This window comes from Kordia algicida OT-1, from assembly GCF_000154725.1.
GTDB lineage: Bacteria > Bacteroidota > Bacteroidia > Flavobacteriales > Flavobacteriaceae > Kordia > Kordia algicida.
In genome coordinates this window covers 1,900,727-1,925,259 of the sequence record NZ_DS544873.1, presented here as the reverse complement: position 1 = coordinate 1,925,259, position 24,533 = coordinate 1,900,727, and the positions used below count along the sequence as shown (strand labels likewise).

General features: G+C 34.6%; 21 protein-coding genes. 19 read left to right on the top strand and 2 right to left on the bottom strand.

Features of this window, described 5'->3' with window-relative positions; all coding sequences use genetic code 11:
• The first annotated feature begins 16 nt into the window (after positions 1-16).
• The 8 genes from carB to KAOT1_RS08170 all read left to right on the top strand — a co-directional run bounded on the left by carB (position 17) and on the right by KAOT1_RS08170 (position 12,512).
• Positions 17-2,872 carry a carbamoyl-phosphate synthase large subunit gene (gene carB, locus KAOT1_RS08205; protein ID WP_007094301.1) on the top strand — a complete coding sequence of 952 codons (2,856 nt, stop codon included), beginning with the start codon at positions 17-19 and terminating at the stop codon, positions 2,870-2,872.
• Positions 2,873-3,224: 352 nt separating this feature from the next.
• Entirely contained in the window at positions 3,225-5,309 is a 2,085-nt protein-coding gene (locus KAOT1_RS08200; protein ID WP_007094300.1) for a TonB-dependent receptor plug domain-containing protein, read from the top strand.
• 25 nt (positions 5,310-5,334) lie between these two features.
• On the top strand, positions 5,335-5,967 hold the full coding sequence (locus KAOT1_RS08195; RefSeq protein WP_007094299.1) for an HmuY family protein: 633 nt from the start codon (positions 5,335-5,337) through the stop codon (positions 5,965-5,967).
• Positions 5,968-6,033: 66 nt separating this feature from the next.
• Positions 6,034-6,939, top strand: coding sequence for a DUF6607 family protein (locus KAOT1_RS08190; RefSeq protein WP_007094298.1), 906 nt, complete (start codon positions 6,034-6,036; stop codon positions 6,937-6,939).
• 3 nt (positions 6,940-6,942) lie between these two features.
• Positions 6,943-8,445, top strand: a complete 1,503-nt coding sequence (locus tag KAOT1_RS08185; RefSeq protein WP_007094297.1) for an ankyrin repeat domain-containing protein — start codon at positions 6,943-6,945, stop codon at positions 8,443-8,445.
• 1 nt (position 8,446) lies between these two features.
• Positions 8,447-8,941, top strand: coding sequence for a DUF2271 domain-containing protein (locus KAOT1_RS08180; protein WP_007094296.1), 495 nt, complete (start codon positions 8,447-8,449; stop codon positions 8,939-8,941).
• A gap of 12 nt (positions 8,942-8,953) precedes the next feature.
• On the top strand, positions 8,954-11,155 hold the full coding sequence (locus tag KAOT1_RS08175; protein ID WP_050765233.1) for a PepSY domain-containing protein: 2,202 nt from the start codon (positions 8,954-8,956) through the stop codon (positions 11,153-11,155).
• Between the two features lie 205 nt (positions 11,156-11,360).
• Positions 11,361-12,512 (top strand): vWA domain-containing protein, encoded by a 1,152-nt coding sequence (locus tag KAOT1_RS08170; protein WP_007094294.1) that lies wholly within the window; start codon positions 11,361-11,363, stop codon positions 12,510-12,512.
• 174 nt (positions 12,513-12,686) lie between these two features.
• Here the strand turns inward: KAOT1_RS08170 and KAOT1_RS08165 are convergent, their stop codons facing one another.
• Complete coding sequence (locus KAOT1_RS08165) at positions 12,687-13,751, bottom strand: branched-chain amino acid aminotransferase (protein ID WP_007094293.1); 1,065 nt, start codon at positions 13,749-13,751, stop codon at positions 12,687-12,689.
• Between the two features lie 136 nt (positions 13,752-13,887).
• Between KAOT1_RS08165 and KAOT1_RS08160 the strand changes: the two genes are divergently transcribed.
• From KAOT1_RS08160 to KAOT1_RS08150, 3 genes are all read left to right on the top strand, one after another.
• Positions 13,888-14,388 (top strand): DUF4920 domain-containing protein, encoded by a 501-nt coding sequence (locus KAOT1_RS08160; protein ID WP_007094292.1) that lies wholly within the window; start codon positions 13,888-13,890, stop codon positions 14,386-14,388.
• Between the two features lie 2 nt (positions 14,389-14,390).
• Positions 14,391-15,068, top strand: a complete 678-nt coding sequence (gene mnmD, locus KAOT1_RS08155) for a tRNA (5-methylaminomethyl-2-thiouridine)(34)-methyltransferase MnmD (protein WP_007094291.1) — start codon at positions 14,391-14,393, stop codon at positions 15,066-15,068.
• A gap of 110 nt (positions 15,069-15,178) precedes the next feature.
• Entirely contained in the window at positions 15,179-16,090 is a 912-nt protein-coding gene (locus KAOT1_RS08150) for a TIGR01777 family oxidoreductase (protein ID WP_007094290.1), read from the top strand.
• A gap of 47 nt (positions 16,091-16,137) precedes the next feature.
• On the opposite strand, the gene KAOT1_RS08145 is transcribed toward KAOT1_RS08150, so the two are convergent.
• A complete protein-coding gene (locus KAOT1_RS08145) occupies positions 16,138-16,794 on the bottom strand; it encodes a YceI family protein (RefSeq protein WP_007094289.1) in 657 nt (218 codons plus the stop codon).
• A gap of 171 nt (positions 16,795-16,965) precedes the next feature.
• Here KAOT1_RS08145 and KAOT1_RS08140 point away from each other — a divergent pair, with 171 nt between their 5' ends.
• From KAOT1_RS08140 to KAOT1_RS08110, 8 genes are all read left to right on the top strand, one after another.
• On the top strand, positions 16,966-17,529 hold the full coding sequence (locus KAOT1_RS08140) for a nucleotide exchange factor GrpE (RefSeq protein WP_007094288.1): 564 nt from the start codon (positions 16,966-16,968) through the stop codon (positions 17,527-17,529).
• A gap of 66 nt (positions 17,530-17,595) precedes the next feature.
• Positions 17,596-18,735: a molecular chaperone DnaJ gene (gene dnaJ / locus KAOT1_RS08135; RefSeq protein ID WP_007094287.1), complete on the top strand. Its 1,140-nt coding sequence runs from the start codon at positions 17,596-17,598 to the stop codon at positions 18,733-18,735.
• A 185-nt stretch (positions 18,736-18,920) separates the two neighbouring features.
• A complete protein-coding gene (locus KAOT1_RS08130) occupies positions 18,921-19,850 on the top strand; it encodes an ABC transporter ATP-binding protein (RefSeq protein ID WP_007094286.1) in 930 nt (309 codons plus the stop codon).
• 4 nt (positions 19,851-19,854) lie between these two features.
• Entirely contained in the window at positions 19,855-21,174 is a 1,320-nt protein-coding gene (locus KAOT1_RS08125; RefSeq protein ID WP_040559422.1) for an ABC transporter permease, read from the top strand.
• 5 nt (positions 21,175-21,179) lie between these two features.
• Positions 21,180-22,013, top strand: coding sequence for a mechanosensitive ion channel family protein (locus KAOT1_RS08120; RefSeq protein WP_007094284.1), 834 nt, complete (start codon positions 21,180-21,182; stop codon positions 22,011-22,013).
• Between the two features lies 1 nt (position 22,014).
• Positions 22,015-23,178 carry a sigma-54-dependent transcriptional regulator gene (locus KAOT1_RS08115; protein ID WP_007094283.1) on the top strand — a complete coding sequence of 388 codons (1,164 nt, stop codon included), beginning with the start codon at positions 22,015-22,017 and terminating at the stop codon, positions 23,176-23,178.
• A gap of 249 nt (positions 23,179-23,427) precedes the next feature.
• Positions 23,428-23,574: a hypothetical protein gene (locus KAOT1_RS23535; protein WP_007094282.1), complete on the top strand. Its 147-nt coding sequence runs from the start codon at positions 23,428-23,430 to the stop codon at positions 23,572-23,574.
• A 36-nt stretch (positions 23,575-23,610) separates the two neighbouring features.
• Positions 23,611-24,093, top strand: a complete 483-nt coding sequence (locus KAOT1_RS08110; RefSeq protein WP_007094281.1) for a hypothetical protein — start codon at positions 23,611-23,613, stop codon at positions 24,091-24,093.
• The last annotated feature ends 440 nt before the right edge of the window (positions 24,094-24,533 follow it).

Below are 24,533 nucleotides of genomic sequence, written 5' to 3'. Positions count from 1 at the left end.
AATACAACACAAACTAATGCCAAAAAGAGAAGACTTAAAATCAATTTTAATTATCGGATCAGGACCAATTGTAATTGGTCAAGCTTGTGAATTTGATTATTCAGGATCACAGGCGCTACGTTCATTAAGAGAAGACGGAATCGAAACGATTCTTATCAACTCAAATCCCGCAACCATCATGACCGATCCATCTATGGCGGATCATGTATATCTGAAACCATTAACCACAAAATCAATTATTGAAGTCCTAAAAAAACATCCAAATATTGATGCTGTTTTACCAACTATGGGAGGACAAACTGCATTAAACCTCTGTATTGAAGCAGATGAAAAAGGAATTTGGGAAGATTTTGGCGTAAAATTAATCGGTGTTGATATTGAGGCGATCAACATTACGGAAGATCGTGAAAAGTTCAGAGAGTTGATGGGACAAATTGGTGTCGGAATGGCGCCGCAAGCAACAGCAACTTCTTTCTTAAAAGGAAAAGAAATTGCACAAGAATTTGGTTTTCCATTAGTAATTAGAGCTTCCTACACACTTGGTGGAGCAGGAGCTTCTATTGTATACGATCCAGAAGATTTTGACGAATTGTTACGTCGCGGACTTGAAGCATCACCAATTCATGAAGTGATGATCGATAAAGCGATGATGGGTTGGAAAGAATACGAACTAGAATTACTTCGTGATAAAAACGACAACGTAGTTATTATCTGTTCTATCGAAAACATGGATCCGATGGGAATCCACACAGGAGATTCTATCACAGTTGCACCAGCAATGACATTATCAGATCGTACCTATCAAAAAATGCGTGATATGGCGATCAAAATGATGCGTAGTATTGGTGATTTTGAAGGTGGATGTAATGTGCAGTTTGCAGTAAGTCCAGATGAAAAAGAAGAAATCATCGCTATTGAAATCAATCCACGTGTATCGCGTTCTTCGGCATTGGCAAGTAAAGCTACTGGATATCCAATTGCAAAAATTGCTGCAAAATTAGCTATCGGATATTCATTAGATGAATTAGACAACCAAATTACAAAATCGACCTCAGCATTATTTGAACCAACACTTGATTATGTAATCGTAAAAATACCACGTTGGAACTTTGACAAATTTGAAGGTTCAGATCGTGAACTTGGACTTCAAATGAAAGCCGTTGGTGAAGTAATGGGAATTGGACGTTCGTTCCAAGAAGCTTTACACAAAGCTACACAATCACTCGAAATAAAACGTAACGGACTTGGTGCTGATGGAAAAGGATATAAAAACTACGATCAAATATTAAACAAACTACGACATGCTTCTTGGGATCGTGTATTTGTGATTTATGATGCAATTCAGATGGGAATTCCATTGAGTAGAATCTACGAAATCACAAAAATTGATATGTGGTTCTTAAAGCAATATGAAGAACTATACAATCTTGAAAAAGAGATATCTTCACACAATAAAATTGATAGTATTTCGAGAGATTTACTTTTAGAAGCCAAACAAAAAGGATTTGCCGACCGACAAATTGCGCACATGTTAGGCTGTTGGGAAAGTGAAGTTTACAAAAAGCGTGAAGAACTCGGAATTAAACGTGTATATAAATTAGTAGATACGTGTGCTGCGGAATTTACAGCAAAAACACCATATTACTATTCTACGTTTGAAGCTGAAATTGAAACAGCTGATGGAAACCGTTACGTACACAATGAAAGTATTGTAACGGACAAAAAGAAAATTGTTGTATTAGGTTCTGGTCCAAACCGAATTGGACAAGGAATTGAATTTGATTACTGTTGTGTGCATGGTGTGTTAGCTTCCGCAGAATGTGGATATGAAACCATCATGATTAACTGTAATCCTGAAACAGTTTCTACAGATTTTGATACGGCTGATAAATTATATTTTGAACCAGTTTTCTGGGAACACATTTACGATATCATTCGCCATGAAAAACCAGAAGGTGTCATTGTGCAACTTGGTGGACAAACAGCGTTGAAATTAGCTGAAAAATTAGATCGTCATGGAATCAAAATCATTGGTACAACCTATCAATCGCTTGATTTAGCAGAAGACAGAGGAAGTTTCTCTACCTTATTAAAAGAAAATAACATTCCATATCCAGAATTTGGAGTAGCCGAAAATGCGGATGAAGCGTTGGCGTTAGCTGATGAATTAGACTTCCCAATCTTGGTAAGACCTTCATATGTTCTTGGAGGACAAGGAATGAAAATTGTGATTAACAAGCAAGAATTAGAAGAAACTGTTGTTGATTTACTACGTAAAATTCCAAACAACAAACTTCTACTAGATCATTACTTGGATGGAGCGATAGAAGCAGAGGCAGATGCAATTTGTGATGGTGAAAATGTATACATCATCGGAATTATGGAACATATTGAACCTTGCGGAATTCACTCTGGAGATTCAAATGCCACGTTGCCACCATTTAACTTAGGTGAATTTGTGATGCAACAAATAAAAGATCACACCAAAAAGATCGCTTTGGCGTTAAATACTGTTGGTTTAATCAACATTCAGTTTGCGATTAAAGATGACATGGTGTACATCATTGAAGCCAATCCACGTGCTTCTCGTACGGTGCCATTCATCGCGAAAGCATACAAAGAACCGTATGTAAACTATGCAACAAAAGTGATGTTGGGTGAAAAGAAAATAACGGACTTTGATTTCAATCCACAGTTAGAAGGATACGCAATCAAGCAACCTGTATTCTCATTCAATAAATTCCCGAACGTAAACAAGCGTCTAGGACCAGAAATGAAAAGTACTGGAGAAAGTATCTTATTTATTGACAGTCTAAAAGATGACGATTTCTATAACTTATATTCACGTAGAAAAATGTATTTAAGTAAATAATATTTCGACTCCGCTCAATATTCTTTATTTATTGTGCGTAGTTTGAATTTATCAAATCATAAAATATAAAAACGCTCTCAGAAAGCCATTTGGTTTTTGGGAGCGTTTTTTTGGTTTGCATCATGCGAACTCTATTCAGTTGCTCATTACAGAACCATACGTGAATTAGTGCTAAAACAGAAGTAGTAGGTTATTGAGATTTCAGCAATTTCAAAAGAAATTTTGATCTTTTATAAGATTATTTTTATAAAAATCAATTTGGAACGACTAGCAATCAATTAACTAAAAAAATAACTATTTTTATTTAGAATGAATTAAAATAAATTCTATATTTGCGATCAAATTATATAGAATGAGTCTAATTAAAGATAAAAGCTACTTCTTTTTATTACTATTTGTCACAGGAATTTCCCTTGCGCAAAAGCAAGAAATGAAGCAAGATTCTGTTCAAGTTGAAATGTTAGAAGATGTTTTAATTACTGCTACACGTACCAAACGCCAACTTTCTTCACTACCACTTCCAGCAACTATTGTATCTAAAAAAGATTTAAAAACAATCAATGCCGTAAGGTTGAGCGATATTCTTAATGAGCAAAGTGGATTGATTACTGTTCCCGATTTTGGTGGTGGCGAAGGAATACAAATGCAAGGATTGGATGCAGCATACACGCTAATTTTAGTAGATGGTGTTCCACTTATAGGTCGCTCAGCAGGAACTCTAGACTTAGATCGAATTACTGTTGGAAACATCAAACAAATTGAAATCATCAAAGGAGCATCGTCTTCACTCTACGGAAATGAAGCGCTTGGAGGCGTAATTAATATTATAACAGACACACCAAAATATGGAATTAACGGAAGCATTCAACAGCGTACAGCTTCTTTTGAAACCTACGACACACGTGCAGATATTGGTTATAAAAATGACAAATTTAGTATTTCAGGTTTCATCAATCGATATAGTAGTGGCGGTTTTGATTTAAACGAAAATACAATAACCAATACCGTTGAACCTTTTGAAAATTATACACTATCTGCAAAGGCTACATATGACTTTTCAGAGAAAACCAACATAGTGCTTTCCGGAAGATTTTTTACTCAGTCGCAAGACAATATTGCTTCAGAAATTTTACAAGGAGAAAGTACAATTGACGAATGGAATCTTCACACCAAATTAGATCACACTTTTAATGAGAAGTGGGAAAGTTCTATGGAATTTTACGCAACAAATTATAAGGCTACAGAGTTTTTGAATGACAATTCTAACAATACACGTTTTAGCGATGCGTTTTTCGATCAAATTATGATTCGTCCAGAATTACGAACTGTGTATAAAGCTTCTGAGAAAGCTTCATTTATTGGCGGAATTGGATATACGTATGAAACCTTAGATCGTACATTTTTTAGTGAATCACCCGAATTTAAAGCACCTTACGTATACGCTCAGTATGATGGTAATCCGTTAAAAAAGCTAAATGTTATCATTGGTGCGCGTTTTGACAATCACAATGTATATCAATCACAATTCAGTCCAAAACTAGCACTTCGTTATGAAATTACTCCCAAACTAGCTGTAAAAGGTTCAGCAGGCTATGGATTTAAAGCGCCAGATTTTAGACAACTATATTTCAACTTTACCAATGCTACAGTTGGCTATACTGTGTTAGGATATGACGCTGTTCCAGAAGCTATTGCGCAATTAGAAGCAGAAGGACAAATTGCCAATCAGATTGTACCTGTAAGTGTATTTTCTGAAGAACTAAAACCAGAAAGTTCTCTTGCGATAAATGCTGGGTTTGATTACAAACCAACTCAAAAAATCTCTATTGGAATAAATGTATTTAAAAATTTAATTGATGATTTGATCGATACGAGAATCATTGCCAATAAAACCAACGGACAAAATGTGTTTAGCTATACTAATATTAACGAAGTATACACACAAGGTTTGGAATTTTCTTCCACATGGAAAATCACAAAAAACATCAAATTTTCTGCTGGTTATCAACTATTATTTGCAAAAGATAAAACCGCAGAAGAAGCTTTTGAAAATGGAGAAGTATTTGCGCGTGAAAATCCAAGTTCTCCATCTTTTCAACTAGAATCTTCCGATTATTTCGGATTGTTCAATCGTTCACGACACATGGCAAACGGAAAACTTTTCTATAAAATACCCAAATGGAATTCCAATGCAAACATAAGAACTGTATATCGAAGTAAATACGGTATTGCAGATTCGAACGGTAATGGCTATCTGGATAAGTATGATGATTTTGTAAATGGTTATTCTATTTGGGACATCGCTTTCAATAAAACTATATATGATAAGTACACATTCGGACTTGGAGTAGACAATCTGTTCAACTTTACTGATCCACAAAATATCAGCAACATCGCTGGACGAATTATATACGGAAACTTAACAATTCAATTCTAACATATTTTTTTAAACACTAATTACAATGAAAACTATCAAACTTTTAACCTTTGTCTTACTAAGTATCGGATTTATTGCATGTAGCAATGATGATAACGATGTAACTCCAGTACTTTTACCTGTTAACTCAGAAGCTGTGAGTAACTTACACGCGCCGCAAAATGGAGGGCAAGGACAACCAGTATCTGGTACATTTACTAAATTCAACTTTGCTACAGGACAAGAAACTACAAGTGATACAGAATGGGACATCGCTTTTAGAGGAACAACTATCATTATTAATGGCGGAACTTCTTTAGGAACAACTGATGAGCCAGATCGTACAGGAAATGGCGCAGTTTATATTACAGATGGAAGCATGAGTACAGTAACGGAAGTTATTACAGAAAATTTAGTGCAAGACAGCAGCTCAAGCTATGCAATTGCCACAGGAAGCGGAAATGGTTGGTATACCTATGCAGGACCACCATCTCACTTAATCAATCCAACTCCAGGAAAAATAATAGTGATTAGAACACACGACGGAAAATATGCAAAAGTAGAAATCTTAAGCTACTACAAAGATGCTCCCGCAAATCCTGATGCTTTCGTTGATGAAAGTCGCTACTTTACATTCAACTATGTATATCAACCAAATGATAATGTGACTACTTTCTAATACTACATCATAATAATTAAAAAGCATACACAAGCTACATTTAGAAAACATTAAAAACCGCATACAATGAAAAAAATCGCAACCATTTTCATGCTGAGTTTGCTCACAACTAGCATTACATTCGCACAAAGTAAGAAAAAGAAGGACAGAAATGCCATTAAAGAAATGTGTGGCTGTTTTGAAGTAACCTTCAATTTTGCAGAAACTTTTCAATACAGTCAAGATTCCTTATACAAACCTTCTGAAAACAAAACGGCAAAAGGGTTGGAATGGGCACAGTTAGTTGTAGATGAAAATAATAAAATCTCTATTCAACATCTATTACAAGTAGGAAACCCAGCAAAGCCACATATTGTAAAACATTGGAGACAAGATTGGCTATATGAAAACACAGATTTTTATAGATACAACGGAGACAACAATTGGTTGTATGAAGAAAAACCAAGATCTGATGTGAAAAGGCAATGGACACAAAAAGTATATCAAGTAGACGACAGTCCACGCTACGAAGGTTCAGCTACTTGGGTACATATCGATGGAAAAAGTTATTGGGAAAATACTACCGATGCACCATTACCAAGACGTGAATATACCAAACGAAGTGATTATAATGTTACCGTTAGAGGAAACCGACACCAAATCACAGATGAAGGTTGGATACACGACCAAGACAATCTAAAAGTAATTCGTGAAGCTGGAAAAGATGATATCATTCTAGCAAGTGAAAAAGGATATAATGTCTACAAAAAAGTAGCAGACAGTCGTTGTAAAGCTGCCGCAGATTGGTGGAAAGAACATCAAAAAAAATGGGCTACAGTGCGTGACAAATGGACTGAAGTATACAATAGAAACTCTGACTTATCTCTAGAAACTAAAGTAGATAATAAAGTATTGTACAAGCATTTATTTAATGATGAGATCACTAAAAAAGAAGACATTGACCAAGTGATTGAATCGTTTGTAAAAAAGTAACCTATGAAGTATAGTAGCCTATTTTTAAGTTGTGTTTTATTATTTCTAAGCTCCGTAAGTTTTGCTCAAAAATCCAATGCATTTTTGAGTAGAGCTTATTGGAAAACAAATCCAACCATTATAGATATTGAAAAAAAGATAGCCGAAGGAAACGATATTGCTGAGCTTGATGGCAATATGTTTGACGCAGTTTCTATGGCATTGATTGAAAAAGTAGATAATGAAACCATAAAATATATTCTTTCTAAAAAAGGAAATGATGTTAACAAATTAACACATGATGGACGAACATATATATTTTGGGCAGCCTACAGAAACAATCTCGAAATGATGCGATTTTTAGTTGAAAAAGGTGCGAAAACAGATATCATCGATAGCCATGGATATTCTTTAGTTAATTTTGCAGCCGTTACAGGTCAGTTAAATACTGAGTTGTACAATCTTTGTCTCACTTACGGTGCAAATTTTTCTACAGATACAAACAAACAAGGAGCAAACGCCTTGCTGTTAGTAGCACCTTTTGCTAAAAACTTCGAAATCATTGAGTACTTTACCTCTAATGGACTTTCAATAAAAAGTACAGATGCTCACGGAAATGGTATTTTTAATTACGCAGCTAAAGGAGGAAATATCACTTTCCTAAAAAGCTTAGTCGACAAGGGAATTGATTACCGTAAAATTAGCAAAAACAATGAAAATGCGATCATTTTTGCAAGTCGTGGATTGCGAAGAAAAACCAATTCTCTGTCAACCTTTAAATATTTAGTTTCTCTAGGAATCTCAGCAAATATTACAACGAATGAAGGAGAAACACCTTTACACTCATTAGCATCAAAATCGAAAGATATTGCAACTTTTAAATTTTTTATTGGTGAAGGTGTTGATGCAAACCAAGTAAATAAAGATGGCAACACGGCTTTACTTATTGCGGCTTATAGAAACGAAGAAACAATAGTTCAATATTTAATATCAAACACAAAAAATAGCAATCATCAAAACAAGGAAGGACGAAGTGCATTGGCAAATGCTGTATACAGAAACTCCCCTGAAATTGTTGCTTTGCTATTAAAAAATAATGCGGATGTCACTGTAGTTGATAAAGAAGGACATAATCTTGGATATTACCTATTGAAAAATTTCGAGAGTCAAAAACAAGACAATTTTGATAAAAAGCTCGCAATGCTTCAAGCAAAAGGTTTTAATCTCACAAAACCTCAAGCTAACGGAAATACGCTATATCACTTAGCAATAGACAATGAAAATCTTGATCTTATAAAGTATATCAAATCATTAAATGTCAATGTAAATCAAAAAAATAAGGAAGGAATCACGCCATTACATTTAGCTGTTATGAAAGCAAAAAACACCAAAATTATCAAGTATTTGCTTTCTATTGGTGCAGACAAATCTCAAAAAACAGATTTTGAAGAAACCGCATACGATTTGGCTAAAGAAAATGAAATATTGCAAAAGGAAAACATAGACATCAACTTTTTAAAATCTTAAAATGAAAAACACAAAATTTATACTCGCAAGTATTTTTAGTATTCTTTTTATTGGAATGTTGACAAGCTTTACAGCAGTTGAAAATTCTAAATATAAATGCATGATTCAGATGAAAAACTACACAGGTGAAGGTGCATACGTAGTTATTTCATTAATAAACAATCAAGGAGAATATCAACAAACATTGTACGTACAAGGAAATGATGATGAATGGTATTCTGATATCACCGAATGGTGGAAATTTCACGGAAAAAGACGACCAGATATTGATGCCATTACTGGAGAAACTATCAGTGGAGGCGAGCGTAAAATAAGCATTATCGAAATTCCAAATGATAAAATTGACGCAGGCTACAAAATTCGTTTCGAAACTGCCGTTGAAGATCAGGAATATTACACAGATGATGTAGAATTTGAACTAACTTCTCAAAGTGTAAAAAGTAAAGTAGAAGGTAAAGGCTTTATACGATACATAAGAATGATTCCGCAAAAATAAGACAACATTTCAATGATAATTTCAATTTGGAGATATAGCCATTTGCTGTTGGCTATATCTTCTTCCCTTTTTATAGTGATTGCTTCTATTACAGGAAGTATTTTAGCTTTTGAACCAATCTCAAATCAGCTACAACCATTTGCCATTCACAATTTAGACGAAATTTCAATTACAGAAATGGTGACAGCTTTACAATCGGAATATGAGGAAATCATTGATGTAAGCGTAACCAACGACGATTTTGTAATTGCTTCTGTCATTACCCAAGAAGGGAACAGTGAAACATTTTACATCCATCCAAGTTCGGGTAAAAAAGTAGGGAATCTTATTGAAAAAGAAGGGATTTACAAATTTGCCACCAATCTACATCGTTCTTTATTTCTAAAAAGTACAGGAAGATTCATAGTCGGTTTTGTCTCTTTTCTACTATTACTTATTATCATCACAGGCACAATTCTAATTGCAAAACGACAAGGTGGCTTCAAACGTTTCTTCTCAAAAGTGGTCAAAGAAGATGCAAAACAATATTATCATATACAATTAGGGAAATTATGTTGGATTCCGCTTGTCATCATTACCCTAACAGGTGTGTATTTATCACTAGAAAAATTTTCATTACTACCGAATTATAAAGTGACACACCAAGCTGTTGAAGCATCAGAAACAGCAAAAAAACATATTGAAACAGCCAATTTTTCAATCTTTCAAAATACGATGTTGGCAGAAATTAAAACCATTGAATTTCCTTTCTCGGAGGCACCTGAAGATTACTTTTTGTTGGAATTAAAAAATAAAGAATTAGTAATACATCAATATACAGGCGAAATTTTAAGTGTGTACGAATATCCAATCGTGGCGCTTGCTTCCTATTGGAGTTTACTATTGCATACAGGACAAGGAAGTATCATATGGGCAATAGTATTATTACTGACAAGTTTTTCCATTCTTTACTTTATGTATTCAGGTTTTGCCATGACGCTCAAACGTACCAAAAAGCAACACATTCCTAAAAATATCTATAAAAAAAGCACAGCCAAATTTATCATCTTAGTAGGCTCTGAAACAGGAAATACATATCGTTTTGCCAGTATGTTCTTTGATGCGCTTATCGCGAATGGACAAAAGGCATTCATAACACAATTAAATACGTTTGAAACCTACGAAAATGCTGAACATCTTATCATTATGACAGCTACGTATGGCGAAGGAGAAGCACCAAGCAATGCAAAAAACTTTCTATCTCTACTAAAAAAAACATCATTTGATCAAAAAATAAAATACTCTGTAGTAGGTTTCGGTTCATTAATGTATCCTGACTACTGTAAATATGCAATAGACATAGATCAATCTTTACAAGGTCATAAAAATTTTGAAGCTACAATACCAATCTATAAAATAAACAATCAATCGTTTACAGCTTTTGAAAATTGGGCAAACGCTTGGGCAGATTATACCAAAATTCCAATCTCAATAAAAAAACCAACAGCAAACATCAACCTTAAAAAATTACGCGAATTCAAAGTTATCAAACGTTCACGCCTTAATATTGATGATACTTTTACAATTCATCTTCAACCTGTAAAAAAACAAAAATTTCAATCGGGCGATTTACTGTCTATTTATCCTGAAAAAGATTTAATTGAGCGACAATATTCAATTGGAAAAATTGGGAATGAAATCATACTAAGTGTCAAAAAACATGAATTTGGCATATGCTCATCATACCTTAGTCAACTTTCAGAAAACGACATTGTAAAAGCCAAGATAAAGCGCAATCCTGAATTTCATTTTCCAAAATACGCCAATGATATAATTATGATTGCTAATGGTACTGGGATTGCGCCATTTTTGGGAATGATAAATGAAAATACCGATGCTAGAAATTTATATCTTTTTTGGGGAACGCGTACCAAAGCTTCAACAGCTATTTACAAAGAAATTCTTGATGAAAGTATTGCTTCTGATCGACTTACCAATCTGCACATTTCATATTCGCAAGAAACTACTCAGAAAGAATATGTACAAGATGCGATTGCGACACAACAAAATTTTATAGCACAAGTATTACAAAATGATGGTGTAATTTTAATATGTGGTTCTGTTGCCATGCAAAATCAGGTATTGCATATTTTGGAAACCATTATAAAATCAAAATTATGCATGTCACTAAGTGATTTTGAAAACAATGAACAAATTCTCATGGACTGTTATTAAAATAAGCGAAAATCACGAATCATACGTCAATACTAAGCACAAACTGAATTTTAGTATCAATTTCTATAAAATAAAATACACGATAAAAAATCGCGACGAGTTCAATAAACAATTCCTAAATCTTTTCCGTATTTTTATAAAAAAGAAAAATCTAAAGAAACACTGCTGTTTCTCCTAGAAAACCTGAAAAAGAAAGAAACGATTAATGGCAAGCATGAACTTTAATTACGGAAAAGGTTTTACCTTTAGTAAGCACATTCCAGAAGAAGTCTCACATTTTGAACGTGTGTTTGACATCTTCAAGGACATTCTCACACATACATCGGGCGACATTGAAGAAGCATTCGATTGGCTTGATACACTCGATAAAGAATATAACATTTTCACAGAAGATTACACGCTAGAAGACTTTGAAAACGATCTAAAAAAGCGAGGCTACATCAAAGAAGAAATTGATCCTGAAAAAGGAAACACAGGCAACGGAAGCGGAAAAGGTAAAAATGTACTCACAGCAAAACTCGAAGCTGCCTTGCGTTCGTATGCACTCGATCAAATATTCGGAAAACTCAAAAAAAGCGGACTAGGAAATCACAATACATCAAAACTAGGAAAAGGAGACGATCGAAATGGTGAACATCGTGCGTATCAATTCGGAGACGATCTCGCAATGATAAACATGACAGAAAGCATCAAAAATGCACAAGTCAATCATGGAATTGGTGATTTAAAAATTACAGAAAATGATCTCATCGTAGAAGAAACCAAACACAAAGCACAAATGAGTACGGTATTAATGATTGATATCAGTCACTCCATGATTCTTTACGGCGAAGATCGTATTACACCAGCCAAAAAAGTAGCTATGGCGTTGGTGGAATTAATTCATCGCAAATATCCAAAAGACTCTATTGACATCATTGTGTTTGGAAATGAAGCTTGGCCTATAAAAATCAAAGACTTGCCATACCTAAAAGTAGGTCCGTATCATACAAATACAGTGGCAGGATTGGAATTAGCAATGGATATTCTCCGCAGAAAGCGAAACACCAACAAACAAATCTTTATGATTACAGATGGAAAGCCAAGTTGCTTAACATTACCCAATGGCGAATTCTACAAAAATAGTTTCGGACTCGACGAACGTATTGTTGCCAAATGTCTAACCAAAGCGGCACAAGCACGTAAACTCAAAATTCCAATCACAACCTTTATGATTGCACAAGATCCACATCTGCGAAGATTTGTAGAAATATTTACCGAACAAAACAGAGGAAAAGCCTTTCTCACAGGACTATCTGGCTTGGGACAAATGATTTTTGAAGACTACGAAAAAAATAGAAAACGGAGAATTCGTTGAAAAAAGTTATGAGTTTGTGAGTTTGTGAGTTTGTGAGTTGTGAATTATGAGCTTATGAGTTGATAAGTTTGTGAGTTGTGAGAGTTTTCAAAGAAAAGTGTTCTCTAATATTATTCCCGCAAACAAGCTAAAAACAAATTAACAAATCCACGAACAACAAACAACAAAAAAAAACTATACCTTAAATCTCCAACCATGTGGATCTTCTGAAACATTGTACTGAATATCCATCAACTTTTGCTTAAAAAACGAAGCATACGAATCTTCCATTTTTGGTAAATCAAACTCGTCTCCTGCATGTTCAAAACCTGCAATCGGATTGATTACTGCGGCAGTTCCTGCACCAAAAATCTCTTTCAACGTTCCGTTTTTAGCAGCTTCCTTAATCTCGTCCACACGCACACGACGTACTTCTACCTCAATTCCGTTATCTTTTGCCAACTGAATCACACTCTTACGCGTAATTCCATCCAAAATTCGGTCATTATTCGGAGCTGTCAACAACGTGTCACCAACTCTAAAGAAAATATTCATCGTTCCAGCTTCTTCCAAATACTCATGTGTATTGGCATCTGTCCAAATAATTTGCTGATACCCTTTAGCATGTGCCAAACTCGTTGGGTAAAACTGCGCACCATAATTTCCTGCGGCTTTCGCATAACCAACGCCACCATCGGCAGCACGACTAAACTCCTCCGCAAACAGTACTTTCACTTCTCCTGCATAATACGATTGCGCTGGCGAACAAATAATCATAAACTTATAACTATTAGAAGGTGAAGCAGAAATCGCAGCTTCCGTAGCAATCACAAACGGACGAATATATAATGAATTTCCTTTTCCTTTCTGAATCCAATCTTTCTCCATATGCAACAACTTGGTCAATCCTTCAAAGAAAAACTCTTTAGGAAACTCTGGAATCGCCATACGGTGAGAAGACTTATTAATACGATTAAAATTATCCTCTGGACGAAACATCCAAATCTGATCGTTCTCGTCTTTAAAAGCTTTCATACCTTCAAAAACCGCCTGTCCGTAATGAAAAACACGTGCAGAAGGATCAATCGTAAGTGGCTGATATGGCATAATCTCAGGTGTCTGCCAAGTTCCATCAATATAATCACACACAAACATATGATCGGTGAAAATTTTTCCAAAAGTTAAATTATCAAAATCAACTGTTGAAATCTTGCTTTCAGAAATTTTTGTAATTTTTATATCAATAGACAGGTCACTCATCGTAAATAATTCTTAATTTTGTGCAAAGGTACAAATAATTTACCTTTAAAAGAATCTTAGTTTTAAACAAAAATTCGTTGATAAAATTAAAGATTCGTAAAAAAACCGCAATAATTTTAAGAAATATTTAATAAAAATGAAGAAAATTGTATTTTTAGGACTACTCTTAGTAGCATTTGTAGCTTGTAAAGACTCGAAAAATAATGAAAAACCTGCACAAGAAAGCACAAAAGAAATGGCATATGCTTCTTTTGGAGAAAAAATTGACGCAGAAAATGTGTTGACTACGGCGCAAATCAATGAAAAATATAACAATCTAAAAGTAGGAGATACGCTAGATGTAAAATTTACCTCAAAAATCAACTCAGTATGTTCCAAAAAAGGATGCTGGATGCGTTTGGATTTAGGCGAAGAAAAAGAAGTCATGGTAAAATTTAAAGACTACGGATTTTTTATGCCACTTGATGCAGAAGGAGAAGTAATTGTAAATGGAAAAGCATTTGTTCAAGAAACTTCTGTTGATGAACTCAAGCACTATGCAGAAGACGCAGGAAAATCGGAAGAAGAAATTGCTAAAATTACAGAACCATCTAAAACACTTTCATTTGTGGCAGACGGTGTTTTATTGAAAAAATAAACTTGAAACGAAAAATAATCACCACCAAAGACGGATCAACAACGATTCATCTAGAAGATTGGAATGAACAATATCATTCTACACATGGTGCCATTCAAGAAGCACAACACGTTTTTATAAAAACGGGTTTGCATCACTTACAAAAAATGTTCAATCCTGTACAAATTCACATTCTAGAAATTGGATTTGGTACAGGATTGAATGCTTTTATAACCTTTCTGGAAGCGCAAAAACATCAAGTTGATATCAACTATCATGGTGTAGAGGCGTATCCTGTCGCTTCCGCAGAAATCACTCAGTTAAACTACATCCATCAGTTAAAAGCTGAAAATGATCGTGCTACATTTACAAAAATGCATGCCTGCGATTGGGAAACAGAAACAGCACTTTCAGAAAACTTCAAACTTACCAAACGGCAACAATTCTTTGACGAAATAAACGATCAAGCAAAATTCAATCTCATCTACTTTGATGCTTTTGGCGCACGTGTACAACCAGAATTGTGGACAGTTGAAATCTTTCAAAAAATGTACGAGGCATTGAAAAAAAATGGAGTTTTAGTCACGTATGCCGCAAAAGGAAGTGTACGTCGTGCCATGCAAGAAGTTGGTTTTACAGTAGAACGATTGCCTGGTCCGCCAGGAAAACGCGAAATGCTTCGAGCTACAAAAATTAACTAATATTTAGGATTCTAAAACAAGCGAAATTCATTTAGTCTGTTCTTTTTGGCGTATTTTTACAATGAAAAAGAAAAACTGTTCTCTTAGCGAGATTAACTAAAAAAAATCAGATGAAAATACTTATTTGTGGCGAAACAGGATTAATCGGTTCAGCATTAAGCGAACGATGTCTAAAGGAAAATCATCAAATCCATTATCTAACAACACGAAAAAGTAAAATAGAAGCATCTGAAAACAGAAAAGGTTTTCTTTGGAATCCTGCCAAAGGCGAAATTGATGAAGCTTGTTTCGAAGGCGTAGATGCCATTGTAAATCTTTCAGGTGCAAATATTGCCAAACGCTGGACAGAATCCTACAAACAGGAAATCTTAGCGAGTCGTGTAGATACTGCCAACGTACTATTCAAAGCACTTCAAAATAGAAAAGATCACACTGTCAAACACTACGTTTCAGCGTCCGGAACAGCAATCTATCCAAGTTCGCTTACAGAAAACTATTCTGAAGACATTCAAAATCTAGCAGATGACTTTCTAGGAAGTGTCGTAAAACAGTGGGAATTGCATGCCAATCAATTCAAATCATTAGAAATTCCTGTAACCATTTTGCGTACAGGATTGGTCTTTGCTGCAAATGGTGGCGCATTAGTTGAAATGGTAAAACCTGTAAAATACGGAGTTGGCGCTGCAATAGGTTCAGGAAAACAATGGCAATCGTGGATTCATATCAAAGATATTGCAGGTATTTACTATCATGTGCTTACCAATAACATTATTGGCGTTTACAATGCTGTCGCACCAAATCCTACAACAAATAAACTGCTTACCAAAGAAATTGCGGCGGTACTCAACAAGCCTTTCTTTATGCCAAATATTCCAAAATTTATGATGAAATTGATTTTGGGCGAAATGAGCACATTACTACTATCAAGTCAAAAAGTAGACTCAGAAAAAATAGAAAACACAGGATTCAAATTCAACTATCCAATGTTGACTCCTGCGTTAGAAAATATACTCAAAAAATAAACCGACGCGAAGTCGGTTTATTTAAAATCTTAATATGTAAGTAACAATTATTTTGTTCCTGTAAGGTTTACAGACAACTCTACGTCATCACTAATGGCTCTATCTTTTACAGTATCTGCTAAAGAAGAAGAACCATACGTCATTCCAAAATCAGCTCTATTTATCGTAAACACTTCGCTTACAATCATCGCTTTATCACCTTCAACACTTACTTTAGCTGGGAAAGAAATATTTTTCTTTACACCTTTCAACGTTAAATTTCCTTCCACCATTGTTTTTCCATCTTGCTCTTTCACGCCAGTTACAGAAAACGCAGCGCTTCCATGATTCTCAGCATCAAAAAAGTCTTTAGATAACAAATGTCCTTTCAACTTTCCATTACCTTCATCATCAGCAGGAATATCTAAAACTTTCAGTGATTTAATATCAATAATGAAGTTTCCACTCTCTAACTTTCCGTCTTTTACTGCAAAAGTTCCTGAAGAAACATCCATAGTTCCATTGTGACTTCCGCCAATAACTTTCGAACCTTTCCAAGTTACAGTAGTATTTGCAGAATCAACTTTATACTTTACAGCTTCGGCAGTAACTTCTTTTTCAGCCTTTGCATCATCAGCTTTTGTTTCATTTTTTTTATCTCCACAAGAAACAGTCAACAAAGCAACTACTGTGAATGCAACAATACTTAAAAATTTTCTTTTCATAGAACGAGGTTTTATTAATTATTAAAAGTTAAGTTGTAAAATTACTAAATGTTTAGCTTTCTTTTTAAAAAATCAAACAAAAATATTTTGATGACATTTTGACATTTTTCCATAAATGGCAGTACTTTTGCAAACTAATTGACAAATAATAAAATTTTTTGGACATATACCATGAGCAAAAAAAACGATCATACAACAGAAAAGGAACAGCCAAAGGCGCAAACTGAAGCGACACAAGAAGAAACAAAAACGGCTGAAACAACTGAAAATACAGTAGAAGAAGTTTCTGCGGAAGCAAAACTACAAGAAGAATTAGCAAAAGAAAAAGACAAGTTTTTACGTCTATTTGCTGAATTTGAAAATTATAAAAAGAGAACAAGCAAAGAACGTGTAGAGTTATTCAAAACGGCAAGCAAAGATGTGGTCGTTGCCATGTTGCCAGTTTTAGATGATTTTGACAGAGCCTTGACAGAAATTGCCAAAACTGATGCAGAAGACCTAAAAAAAGGTGTCGAACTCATTAGCAACAAGCTACGAGAAACACTAAAAGCAAAAGGTTTGGGCGAAGTTGAAGTAAAAGCTGGAGACACGTTTGATGCAGAAGATCATGAAGCGGTAACACAAATTCCTGCGCCATCTGATGATATGAAAGGAAAAATCATCGATGTACTTGAAAAAGGATATACGCTAGGAGACAAGGTAATTCGTTACCCTAAAGTAGTTGTAGGACAATAATAAAAAAGCATTTTAAAGTTGTTTGCAACAACAAAACGATCTTTTTGAAACAAGTTTTAAAGGAAAATGAAACAAGATTATTACGAAATATTAGGCATTAGCAAAGGAGCTTCGGCAGCTGAAATAAAAAAAGCATACCGAAAAAAAGCAATTCAATATCATCCTGACAAAAATCCAGATGATAAAGAAGCGGAAGAAATGTTTAAAAAAGCAGCAGAAGCGTATGAAGTATTAAGCGACGACAACAAAAAAGCACGCTACGATCAATATGGACATGCGGCATTTGAAAACGGCGGCGGCTTCGGCGGCGGTGGTTTTGGTGGCGGCATGAACATGGACGACATCTTTAGTCAATTTGGTGATATCTTCGGTGGCGCATTTGGCGGCGGCGGTGGCGGATTCAGTGGATTTGGCGGCGGTGGCGGCGGAAGACAACGACGCGTAAAAGGAAGCAACCTAAGAATTCGTGTAAAACTTACGTTAGAAGAAATCGCAAACGGAGTAGAGAAAAAAGTAAAAGTTCGTCGTAAAGTGCAAGCGGCTGGTGTAAGCTATAAAACCTGTGAAACCTGTAATGGTTCTGGGCAAATGACGCGAATTACCAATACAATTCTTGGTAGAATGCAAACCTCAACAACCTGTAGTACTTGTGGTGGTGCTGGTCAAGTAATTGACAAAAGACCAGCAGGAGCAGACGGGCAAGGATTAAAAGTTGCAGAAGAAACAGTAGCCATCAAAATTCCTGCGGGAGTAGTAGAAGGCATGCAATTAAAAGTATCAGGAAAAGGAAACGAAGCGCCAGGAAACGGAATCGCAGGAGACTTATTAGTTGCCATTGAAGAAAAAGAACACGATTTCTTAAAGCGTGAAGGCGACAATCTTCATTACGACTTATACATTAGTTTTTCTGAAGCTGCGCTAGGAAGTTCAAAAGAAATTGATACCGTAACAGGAAAAGTTAGAATCAAAATAGATTCAGGAGTACAATCTGGAAAAATATTGCGCTTACGCGGAAAGGGAATTCCGAGTATCAACGGATATGGAAAAGGCGATTTGCTAGTGCACATCAACGTTTGGACGCCAAAAACATTGACAAAAGAACAACGAAGTTTCTTTGAAAAAATGGCAGAAGAAGAAAATTTCATTCCAAATCCAGAGAAAAGCGATAAGTCATTTTTTGAAAAAGTCAAAGACATGTTTTCGTAATTCTTTTGGTATTACGAAAAAAAAACTATCTTTGATAAGTTACTGGCTGAAACCAGCTAGTAATTTTTTCTTTTTCATAGCAATTTTTTCCCATCCTTGATTATTTTTAAGGGTGGGTTTTGCTTTATATTTACACCCAGTTGTAACAAAATACCCAATATAATTACGTATATAAAAAAATCTAAATGAGTTCAATTCTCCAGGCGAAAGACGTCGTTAAAAAATATGGTGATTATACTGCATTAAATAAAGTTTCTATTGATGTGCCTAAAGGAAGTATCTTCGGACTTCTCGGTCCAAATGGAGCAGGAAAAACATCACTCATCCGAATCATCAATCAAATTACAGCACCAGACGCAGGAAAAGTTTTGCTTGATGGTGAACCATTAAAACAACTCCATATTCAAGATATTGGCTACATGCCAGAAGAACGCGGTTTGTACAAATCAATGAAAGTTGGCGAACAAGCACTGTATTTGGCGCAATTGAAAGGATTGAGCAAATCGGAAGCAAAAATGCGCTTGAAATATTGGTTTGAAAAATTTGAAATTTCAGATTGGTGGAACAAGAAAATTCAAGAATTATCAAAAGGAATGGCGCAAAAAATACAGTTTGTCGTAACCGTGTTGCATCAGCCAAAACTTCTAATTTTTGATGAACCGTTTAGCGGATTCGATCCTATAAATGCCAACAGAATTAAAGACGAAATCATTCAACTTCGTGACGAAGGTGCCACAGTTATCTTTTCTACACACCGAATGGAATCTGTAGAAGAAATGTGCGATCATATTGCATTAATTCACAAATCAAATAAAGTATTGGACGGAAAACTCACCGACGTAAAACGTCAATATAAAAGCAATACGTACCAAGTTGGAATTACCGCAGGAAACAATCAACAATTACGAAATGTATTAAGCGACAAGTTTGAATTATCAGATGCCAATTTTAAATCTATTGATGACGATTTAAAAGTAAACATCAAACTAGAAAATGGCGATACTTCCAACGATTTATTATCGTATCTCACTTCGCAAGGACAAGTGAATCATTTTGTAGAAGTAATTCCAAGTGTCAACGATATCTTTATTCAAACCGTAGAAAACAATAATTAGGACTATGAATCATTTACCACTAATTATCAAAAGAGAATACTTAACGAAAGTTAAAAACAAGTCCTTTATTATTATGACATTTTTGAGTCCGTTGATTATGATCGGACTTATCACGTTAATTGTCTACTTAACACAATTAAACAATAATAAAGAACGCACCATTTCTATTTTGGATGAAACAGGAACAATTTCGGAAGTTTTTAAAACCGAAAAAGTGAGTGAAGATGTATATACGAAATATAATTTTTTGCCAAATATTTCTTTAGAAGAAGCAAAAAAGCAGGTGCAAGAAGCAGAAGAATACGGTTTGTTGCACATTCGTCAAATGGCTTCCATGGAGGAAATTGCGAAACAAATAAAATTTTACTCAGAAGATTCTCCTTCATCTAACTTTATTTCTCGTTTAGAACGAATTTTAAACGAAAAACTCACAGAAGAAGCGCTTATAAATAATAATGTAGATGTCAAATTGGTAGAAAGTTCTCAAATGGATATTTCTATCGGGCAAGAAACTTTTTCGGGAGAACGCAGTTCTAAACTTATCAATTATTCCAAATTAGGTTTTGGTTTGGCAGCTGGATATTTACTTTTCATGTTTATCATCATCTACGGAAACATGATTATGCGTAGTGTGATAGAAGAAAAAACCAACAGAATTATTGAAGTTATCATTTCTTCGGTAAAACCTGTACAGCTCTTAATGGGAAAAATCATTGGAACCTCATTAGCAGGAGTTACACAGTTTTTAATGTGGATTGTTTTAGGCGGAATTATGATTGCGATTATTTCCTTAGTTTTTGGAGTAGATTTTAGCGGAATGCAAGCAGAACAACAACAAGCTTTAATGGCGCAAGGAGAAAATGTAGACATGCAAATGCAGATCACAGAAATCATTCAAAGTTTGCCACTTGCAAATTTAATCGCCGCTTTCTTCATATTTTTTATTGGTGGATATTTACTATACAGTTCGTTATATGCTGCTATTGGTGCGGCAGTAGACAATGAAACAGACACACAACAATTTATGATGCCTATCATTATGCCACTCATGCTGTCTGTATATGTTGGAGGATTTACGGTATTGGAAGATCCGCACGGAACGGTGGCTACGGTATTTTCGTTCATTCCATTTACATCGCCAGTTGTAATGTTGATGCGAATTCCTTTTGGAGTTCCATTATGGCAACAATTACTTTCGGTGGCAATTTTGTATATTTCCTTCACGGGAACTGTTTGGTTTGCTTCAAAAATTTACCGTGTAGGTATTTTAATGTATGGAAAAAAACCAAGTTACAAGGAAATATTTAAATGGTTGAAATACTAATGTAAATGGACGCACTTCAGGAATTTTTAGACCGTTCTATCTACTCAAACGATACGATACATATAACGATAAAAGCTGTTCTAGTTTTAATCGTAGTACTTGTCGTAACACAAGTGGTTTTAAAATTCACCCGAATTGCGGTTACAAGAAGATTAGATGCCGAAGGAAAAGATCGTTTCAAAACGGTCTTTACATTTTTAAAATACTTTATATTTTCTGTAGTCATTGTGATGTCGTTAGATGCTTCTGGTGTGCAAATCACAGCACTTTTGGCAGCTTCTACAGCATTATTTGTGGGTATTGGACTCGGAATGCAAAAACTATTTCAGGATATCATTTCTGGAATTTTTATTTTGGTAGATCGAACCGTTACAGTAAATGATGTTATTGAAATCGACAAAAAAGTAGGGAAAATTACCGAAGTTGGTTTGCGTACCACCAAAGCAATAACACAGGATGAAAAGATTTTAGTCATTCCAAATCATAAGTTTTTAAGTGAAATACTATACAACTGGACACAAAATGATGTGATGACGCGTGAATCTATTAGTGTTGGAGTTGCGTATGGTACGGATATTGATTTGGTAAAAGCGTTACTTTTGGGAATTGCAGTGCAAGATCAAGCAATTTTAAACGAGCCAAAACCGACGATCTTTTTTGAAGATTTTGGAGATAGTGCTTTGAAATTTAAGCTACATTTTTATATTGGAGATAGCTTTCATTTGCCAGCAGTACAAAGCAGATTGCGATATAAAGTATACAACACATTTAATGAAAACAACATAAGCATTCCATTTCCTCAGCGCGATGTGCATGTTTATAATGCAAAAAAAGAATAATATGCCAAAAATATTAGTAATAGAAGACGAATCGGCGATTCGTAGAGTATTAGTGAAAATCCTTTCAGAAGAAAATGATACGTATGAAGTGTCGCAAGCGGAAGATGGATTGGCTGGAATTGAAATGGTAAAAAAGGAAGATTATGATTTGGTACTGTGTGATATAAAAATGCCAAAAATGGATGGTGTGGAAGTATTGGAAGCAGCCAAAAAAATTAAACCTGAAACACCTTTTGTGATGATTTCTGGTCACGGAGATTTAGATACCGCTGTAAATACGATGCGAATTGGAGCGTTTGACTACATATCAAAACCGCCAGATTTAAACAGATTACTCAATACAGTTCGAAATGCGCTTGACAGAAAAGAATTGGTTGTTGAAAACAAACGATTAAAAAAGAAAGTCAGTAAGAACTATGAAATGATTGGGGATTCTGATGAAATTCAACAAATCAAAGATATCATTGAAAAAGTAGCACCAACAGATGCACGTGTACTAATTACAGGACCAAACGGAACAGGAAAAGAATTAGTTTCCCATTGGTTGCATCAAAAAAGTGACCGAAGCAAAGGACCGATGATTGAAGTAAACTGTGCGGCAATTCCTAGTGAATTGATAGAAAGTGAACTTTTTGGTCATGTAAAAGGAGCATTTACAAGTGCAAACAAAGACAGGGCAGGAAAATTTGAAGCAGCCAATGGCGGTACAATTTTCTTAGATGAAATTGGAGATATGAGTCTTTCGGCGCAAGCTAAAGTATTGCGTGCATTGCAAGAAAGCAGAGTACAACGAGTTGGTAGTGACAAAGACATCAAAGTAAATGTGCGTGTCATTGCGGCAACGAATAAAGACTTAAAAAAGGAAATTGCTGATGGAAAATTCCGTGAAGATTTATATCACAGATTGGCAGTTATCTTAATCAAAGTACCTGCATTAAACGATCGTAGAGAAGATATTCCTTTATTGATAGAATATTTTGCAGGAAAAATTGCGACAGAGCAAGGAACAGCAGCAAAGAAATTTTCAGACAAAGCTGTCAAACTCTTACAAGAATACGATTGGACAGGAAACATTAGAGAATTACGAAATGTAATAGAACGATTAATAATTCTCGGAGGAAAAGAAGTCACCGAAGAAGATGTGAAATTATTTGCTTCTAAATAAAACAAAAGCGCCAACTCATTAAAGTTGGTGCTTTTGTTTTATATTGAAAGATTGAATGATTGAACAATTGTGATGCTTTAGCCTTTAAACTATAAATACCATAAAACACTATTTTGAAAGATAAATTTTCGATTTATAGTATCAAGAAGTATTCTGCATACTCTTGAATTTAATTTTTTGTGATTTGTCATGCAAGCAAAATTTACTTTGATAAGTTTATAACGATCATTTTTCAACTATTTATTATTAATGAAAAAAATAGCATTAATCCCTGTTTTAGAAATAGAACCATATGATTTTAGTAAAAAGGAATACCAATTTCCTTTAAAGACTTTCGCTAAAGCTCCTTTGGAATGGTACGAATTCTGGGTAAAAAGTATTTCTGATAGTAATTAGGAAAACTTAATACCAATAAAAAAAGGATCTTATTTCGTGGCAATTGATACAATAGAGGACAAAGAACTTGAAATTATAGTAGCTACATATTTAAAAGACAAAAAACTAACTGAATACGAAGATTGTTTAAATGCTTTTTTTGGAGGAATCGTACTGAAAGAAGGTTCCGAAATCATTATTCAACCGCAATGTTGTGGTGATATTAGTGATATTACTAAATGGGAAACTATTGGAGAAATGAACTCCAGAAATTGGAAACAATTGTGGATTGGTCATCCTTGGGTATATGTCAAAAAACAAAATGCTGATATAGAATTTACAGAATATACCGAAGATGATAAAGAAATGGAAGAACTAAAAATTCAATACAAAGCTTCACAAGAAATAATCGTTGAAGAATTCCAGAAAGCAAGAAAAATATTAATTGATTTTCAACAAAGAATATATCAAATTCTAAAGAAAAAGAATATCGAAAATGCTTTAGAAATAGCTAAAATCATTACCGGAACAAATGATTGAGATATTAGTATTGAGAAGTTTCAAAGGAAATACGGTGTAAACTTTGAAGCTTTCCCACAAACAAGCTAAAACAATTCAACATCCAACATTTAACATTTAGCATTCAAGAATAAGTCTAAAAGCAAAGCGATCTAAAAAAAAGTATTGAGAATTGAGATTTTAGTATTGAGAAGTTTCAAAGGAAACTCAGTATAAACTCTAAAACATTTCCACAAACAAGCTAAACAATTTAAAATTCAGCATTCAACACTCAGCATTTAAAAATAAGTCTAAAAGCAAAGCGATCTAAAAAAAAAGTATTGAGAATTGAGATGTTAGTATTGAGAAGTTTCAAAGAAAACTCAGTGTAAATTTTGAAACATTTCCACAAACAAGCTAAACAATTCAACATCCAACATTTAACATTCAGCATTCAAGACAAGTCTAAAGCGAAGCGATCT

What these genes read in the sequence shown, in the direction of transcription:
- carB (WP_007094301.1), top strand. Translation starts at nt 17, where the DNA reads ATGCCAAAAAGAGAAGACTTAAAATCAATTTTAATTATCGGATCAGGA.
- KAOT1_RS08200 (WP_007094300.1), top strand. Translation starts at nt 3,225, where the DNA reads ATGAGTCTAATTAAAGATAAAAGCTACTTCTTTTTATTACTATTTGTC.
- KAOT1_RS08195 (WP_007094299.1), top strand. Translation starts at nt 5,335, where the DNA reads ATGAAAACTATCAAACTTTTAACCTTTGTCTTACTAAGTATCGGATTT.
- KAOT1_RS08190 (WP_007094298.1), top strand. Translation starts at nt 6,034, where the DNA reads ATGAAAAAAATCGCAACCATTTTCATGCTGAGTTTGCTCACAACTAGC.
- KAOT1_RS08185 (WP_007094297.1), top strand. Translation starts at nt 6,943, where the DNA reads ATGAAGTATAGTAGCCTATTTTTAAGTTGTGTTTTATTATTTCTAAGC.
- KAOT1_RS08180 (WP_007094296.1), top strand. Translation starts at nt 8,447, where the DNA reads ATGAAAAACACAAAATTTATACTCGCAAGTATTTTTAGTATTCTTTTT.
- KAOT1_RS08175 (WP_050765233.1), top strand. Translation starts at nt 8,954, where the DNA reads ATGATAATTTCAATTTGGAGATATAGCCATTTGCTGTTGGCTATATCT.
- KAOT1_RS08170 (WP_007094294.1), top strand. Translation starts at nt 11,361, where the DNA reads ATGGCAAGCATGAACTTTAATTACGGAAAAGGTTTTACCTTTAGTAAG.
- KAOT1_RS08165 (WP_007094293.1), bottom strand. Translation starts at nt 13,751, where the DNA reads ATGAGTGACCTGTCTATTGATATAAAAATTACAAAAATTTCTGAAAGC.
- KAOT1_RS08160 (WP_007094292.1), top strand. Translation starts at nt 13,888, where the DNA reads ATGAAGAAAATTGTATTTTTAGGACTACTCTTAGTAGCATTTGTAGCT.
- KAOT1_RS08150 (WP_007094290.1), top strand. Translation starts at nt 15,179, where the DNA reads ATGAAAATACTTATTTGTGGCGAAACAGGATTAATCGGTTCAGCATTA.
- KAOT1_RS08145 (WP_007094289.1), bottom strand. Translation starts at nt 16,794, where the DNA reads ATGAAAAGAAAATTTTTAAGTATTGTTGCATTCACAGTAGTTGCTTTG.
- KAOT1_RS08140 (WP_007094288.1), top strand. Translation starts at nt 16,966, where the DNA reads ATGAGCAAAAAAAACGATCATACAACAGAAAAGGAACAGCCAAAGGCG.
- dnaJ (WP_007094287.1), top strand. Translation starts at nt 17,596, where the DNA reads ATGAAACAAGATTATTACGAAATATTAGGCATTAGCAAAGGAGCTTCG.
- KAOT1_RS08130 (WP_007094286.1), top strand. Translation starts at nt 18,921, where the DNA reads ATGAGTTCAATTCTCCAGGCGAAAGACGTCGTTAAAAAATATGGTGAT.
- KAOT1_RS08125 (WP_040559422.1), top strand. Translation starts at nt 19,855, where the DNA reads ATGAATCATTTACCACTAATTATCAAAAGAGAATACTTAACGAAAGTT.
- KAOT1_RS08120 (WP_007094284.1), top strand. Translation starts at nt 21,180, where the DNA reads ATGGACGCACTTCAGGAATTTTTAGACCGTTCTATCTACTCAAACGAT.
- KAOT1_RS08115 (WP_007094283.1), top strand. Translation starts at nt 22,015, where the DNA reads ATGCCAAAAATATTAGTAATAGAAGACGAATCGGCGATTCGTAGAGTA.
- KAOT1_RS23535 (WP_007094282.1), top strand. Translation starts at nt 23,428, where the DNA reads ATGAAAAAAATAGCATTAATCCCTGTTTTAGAAATAGAACCATATGAT.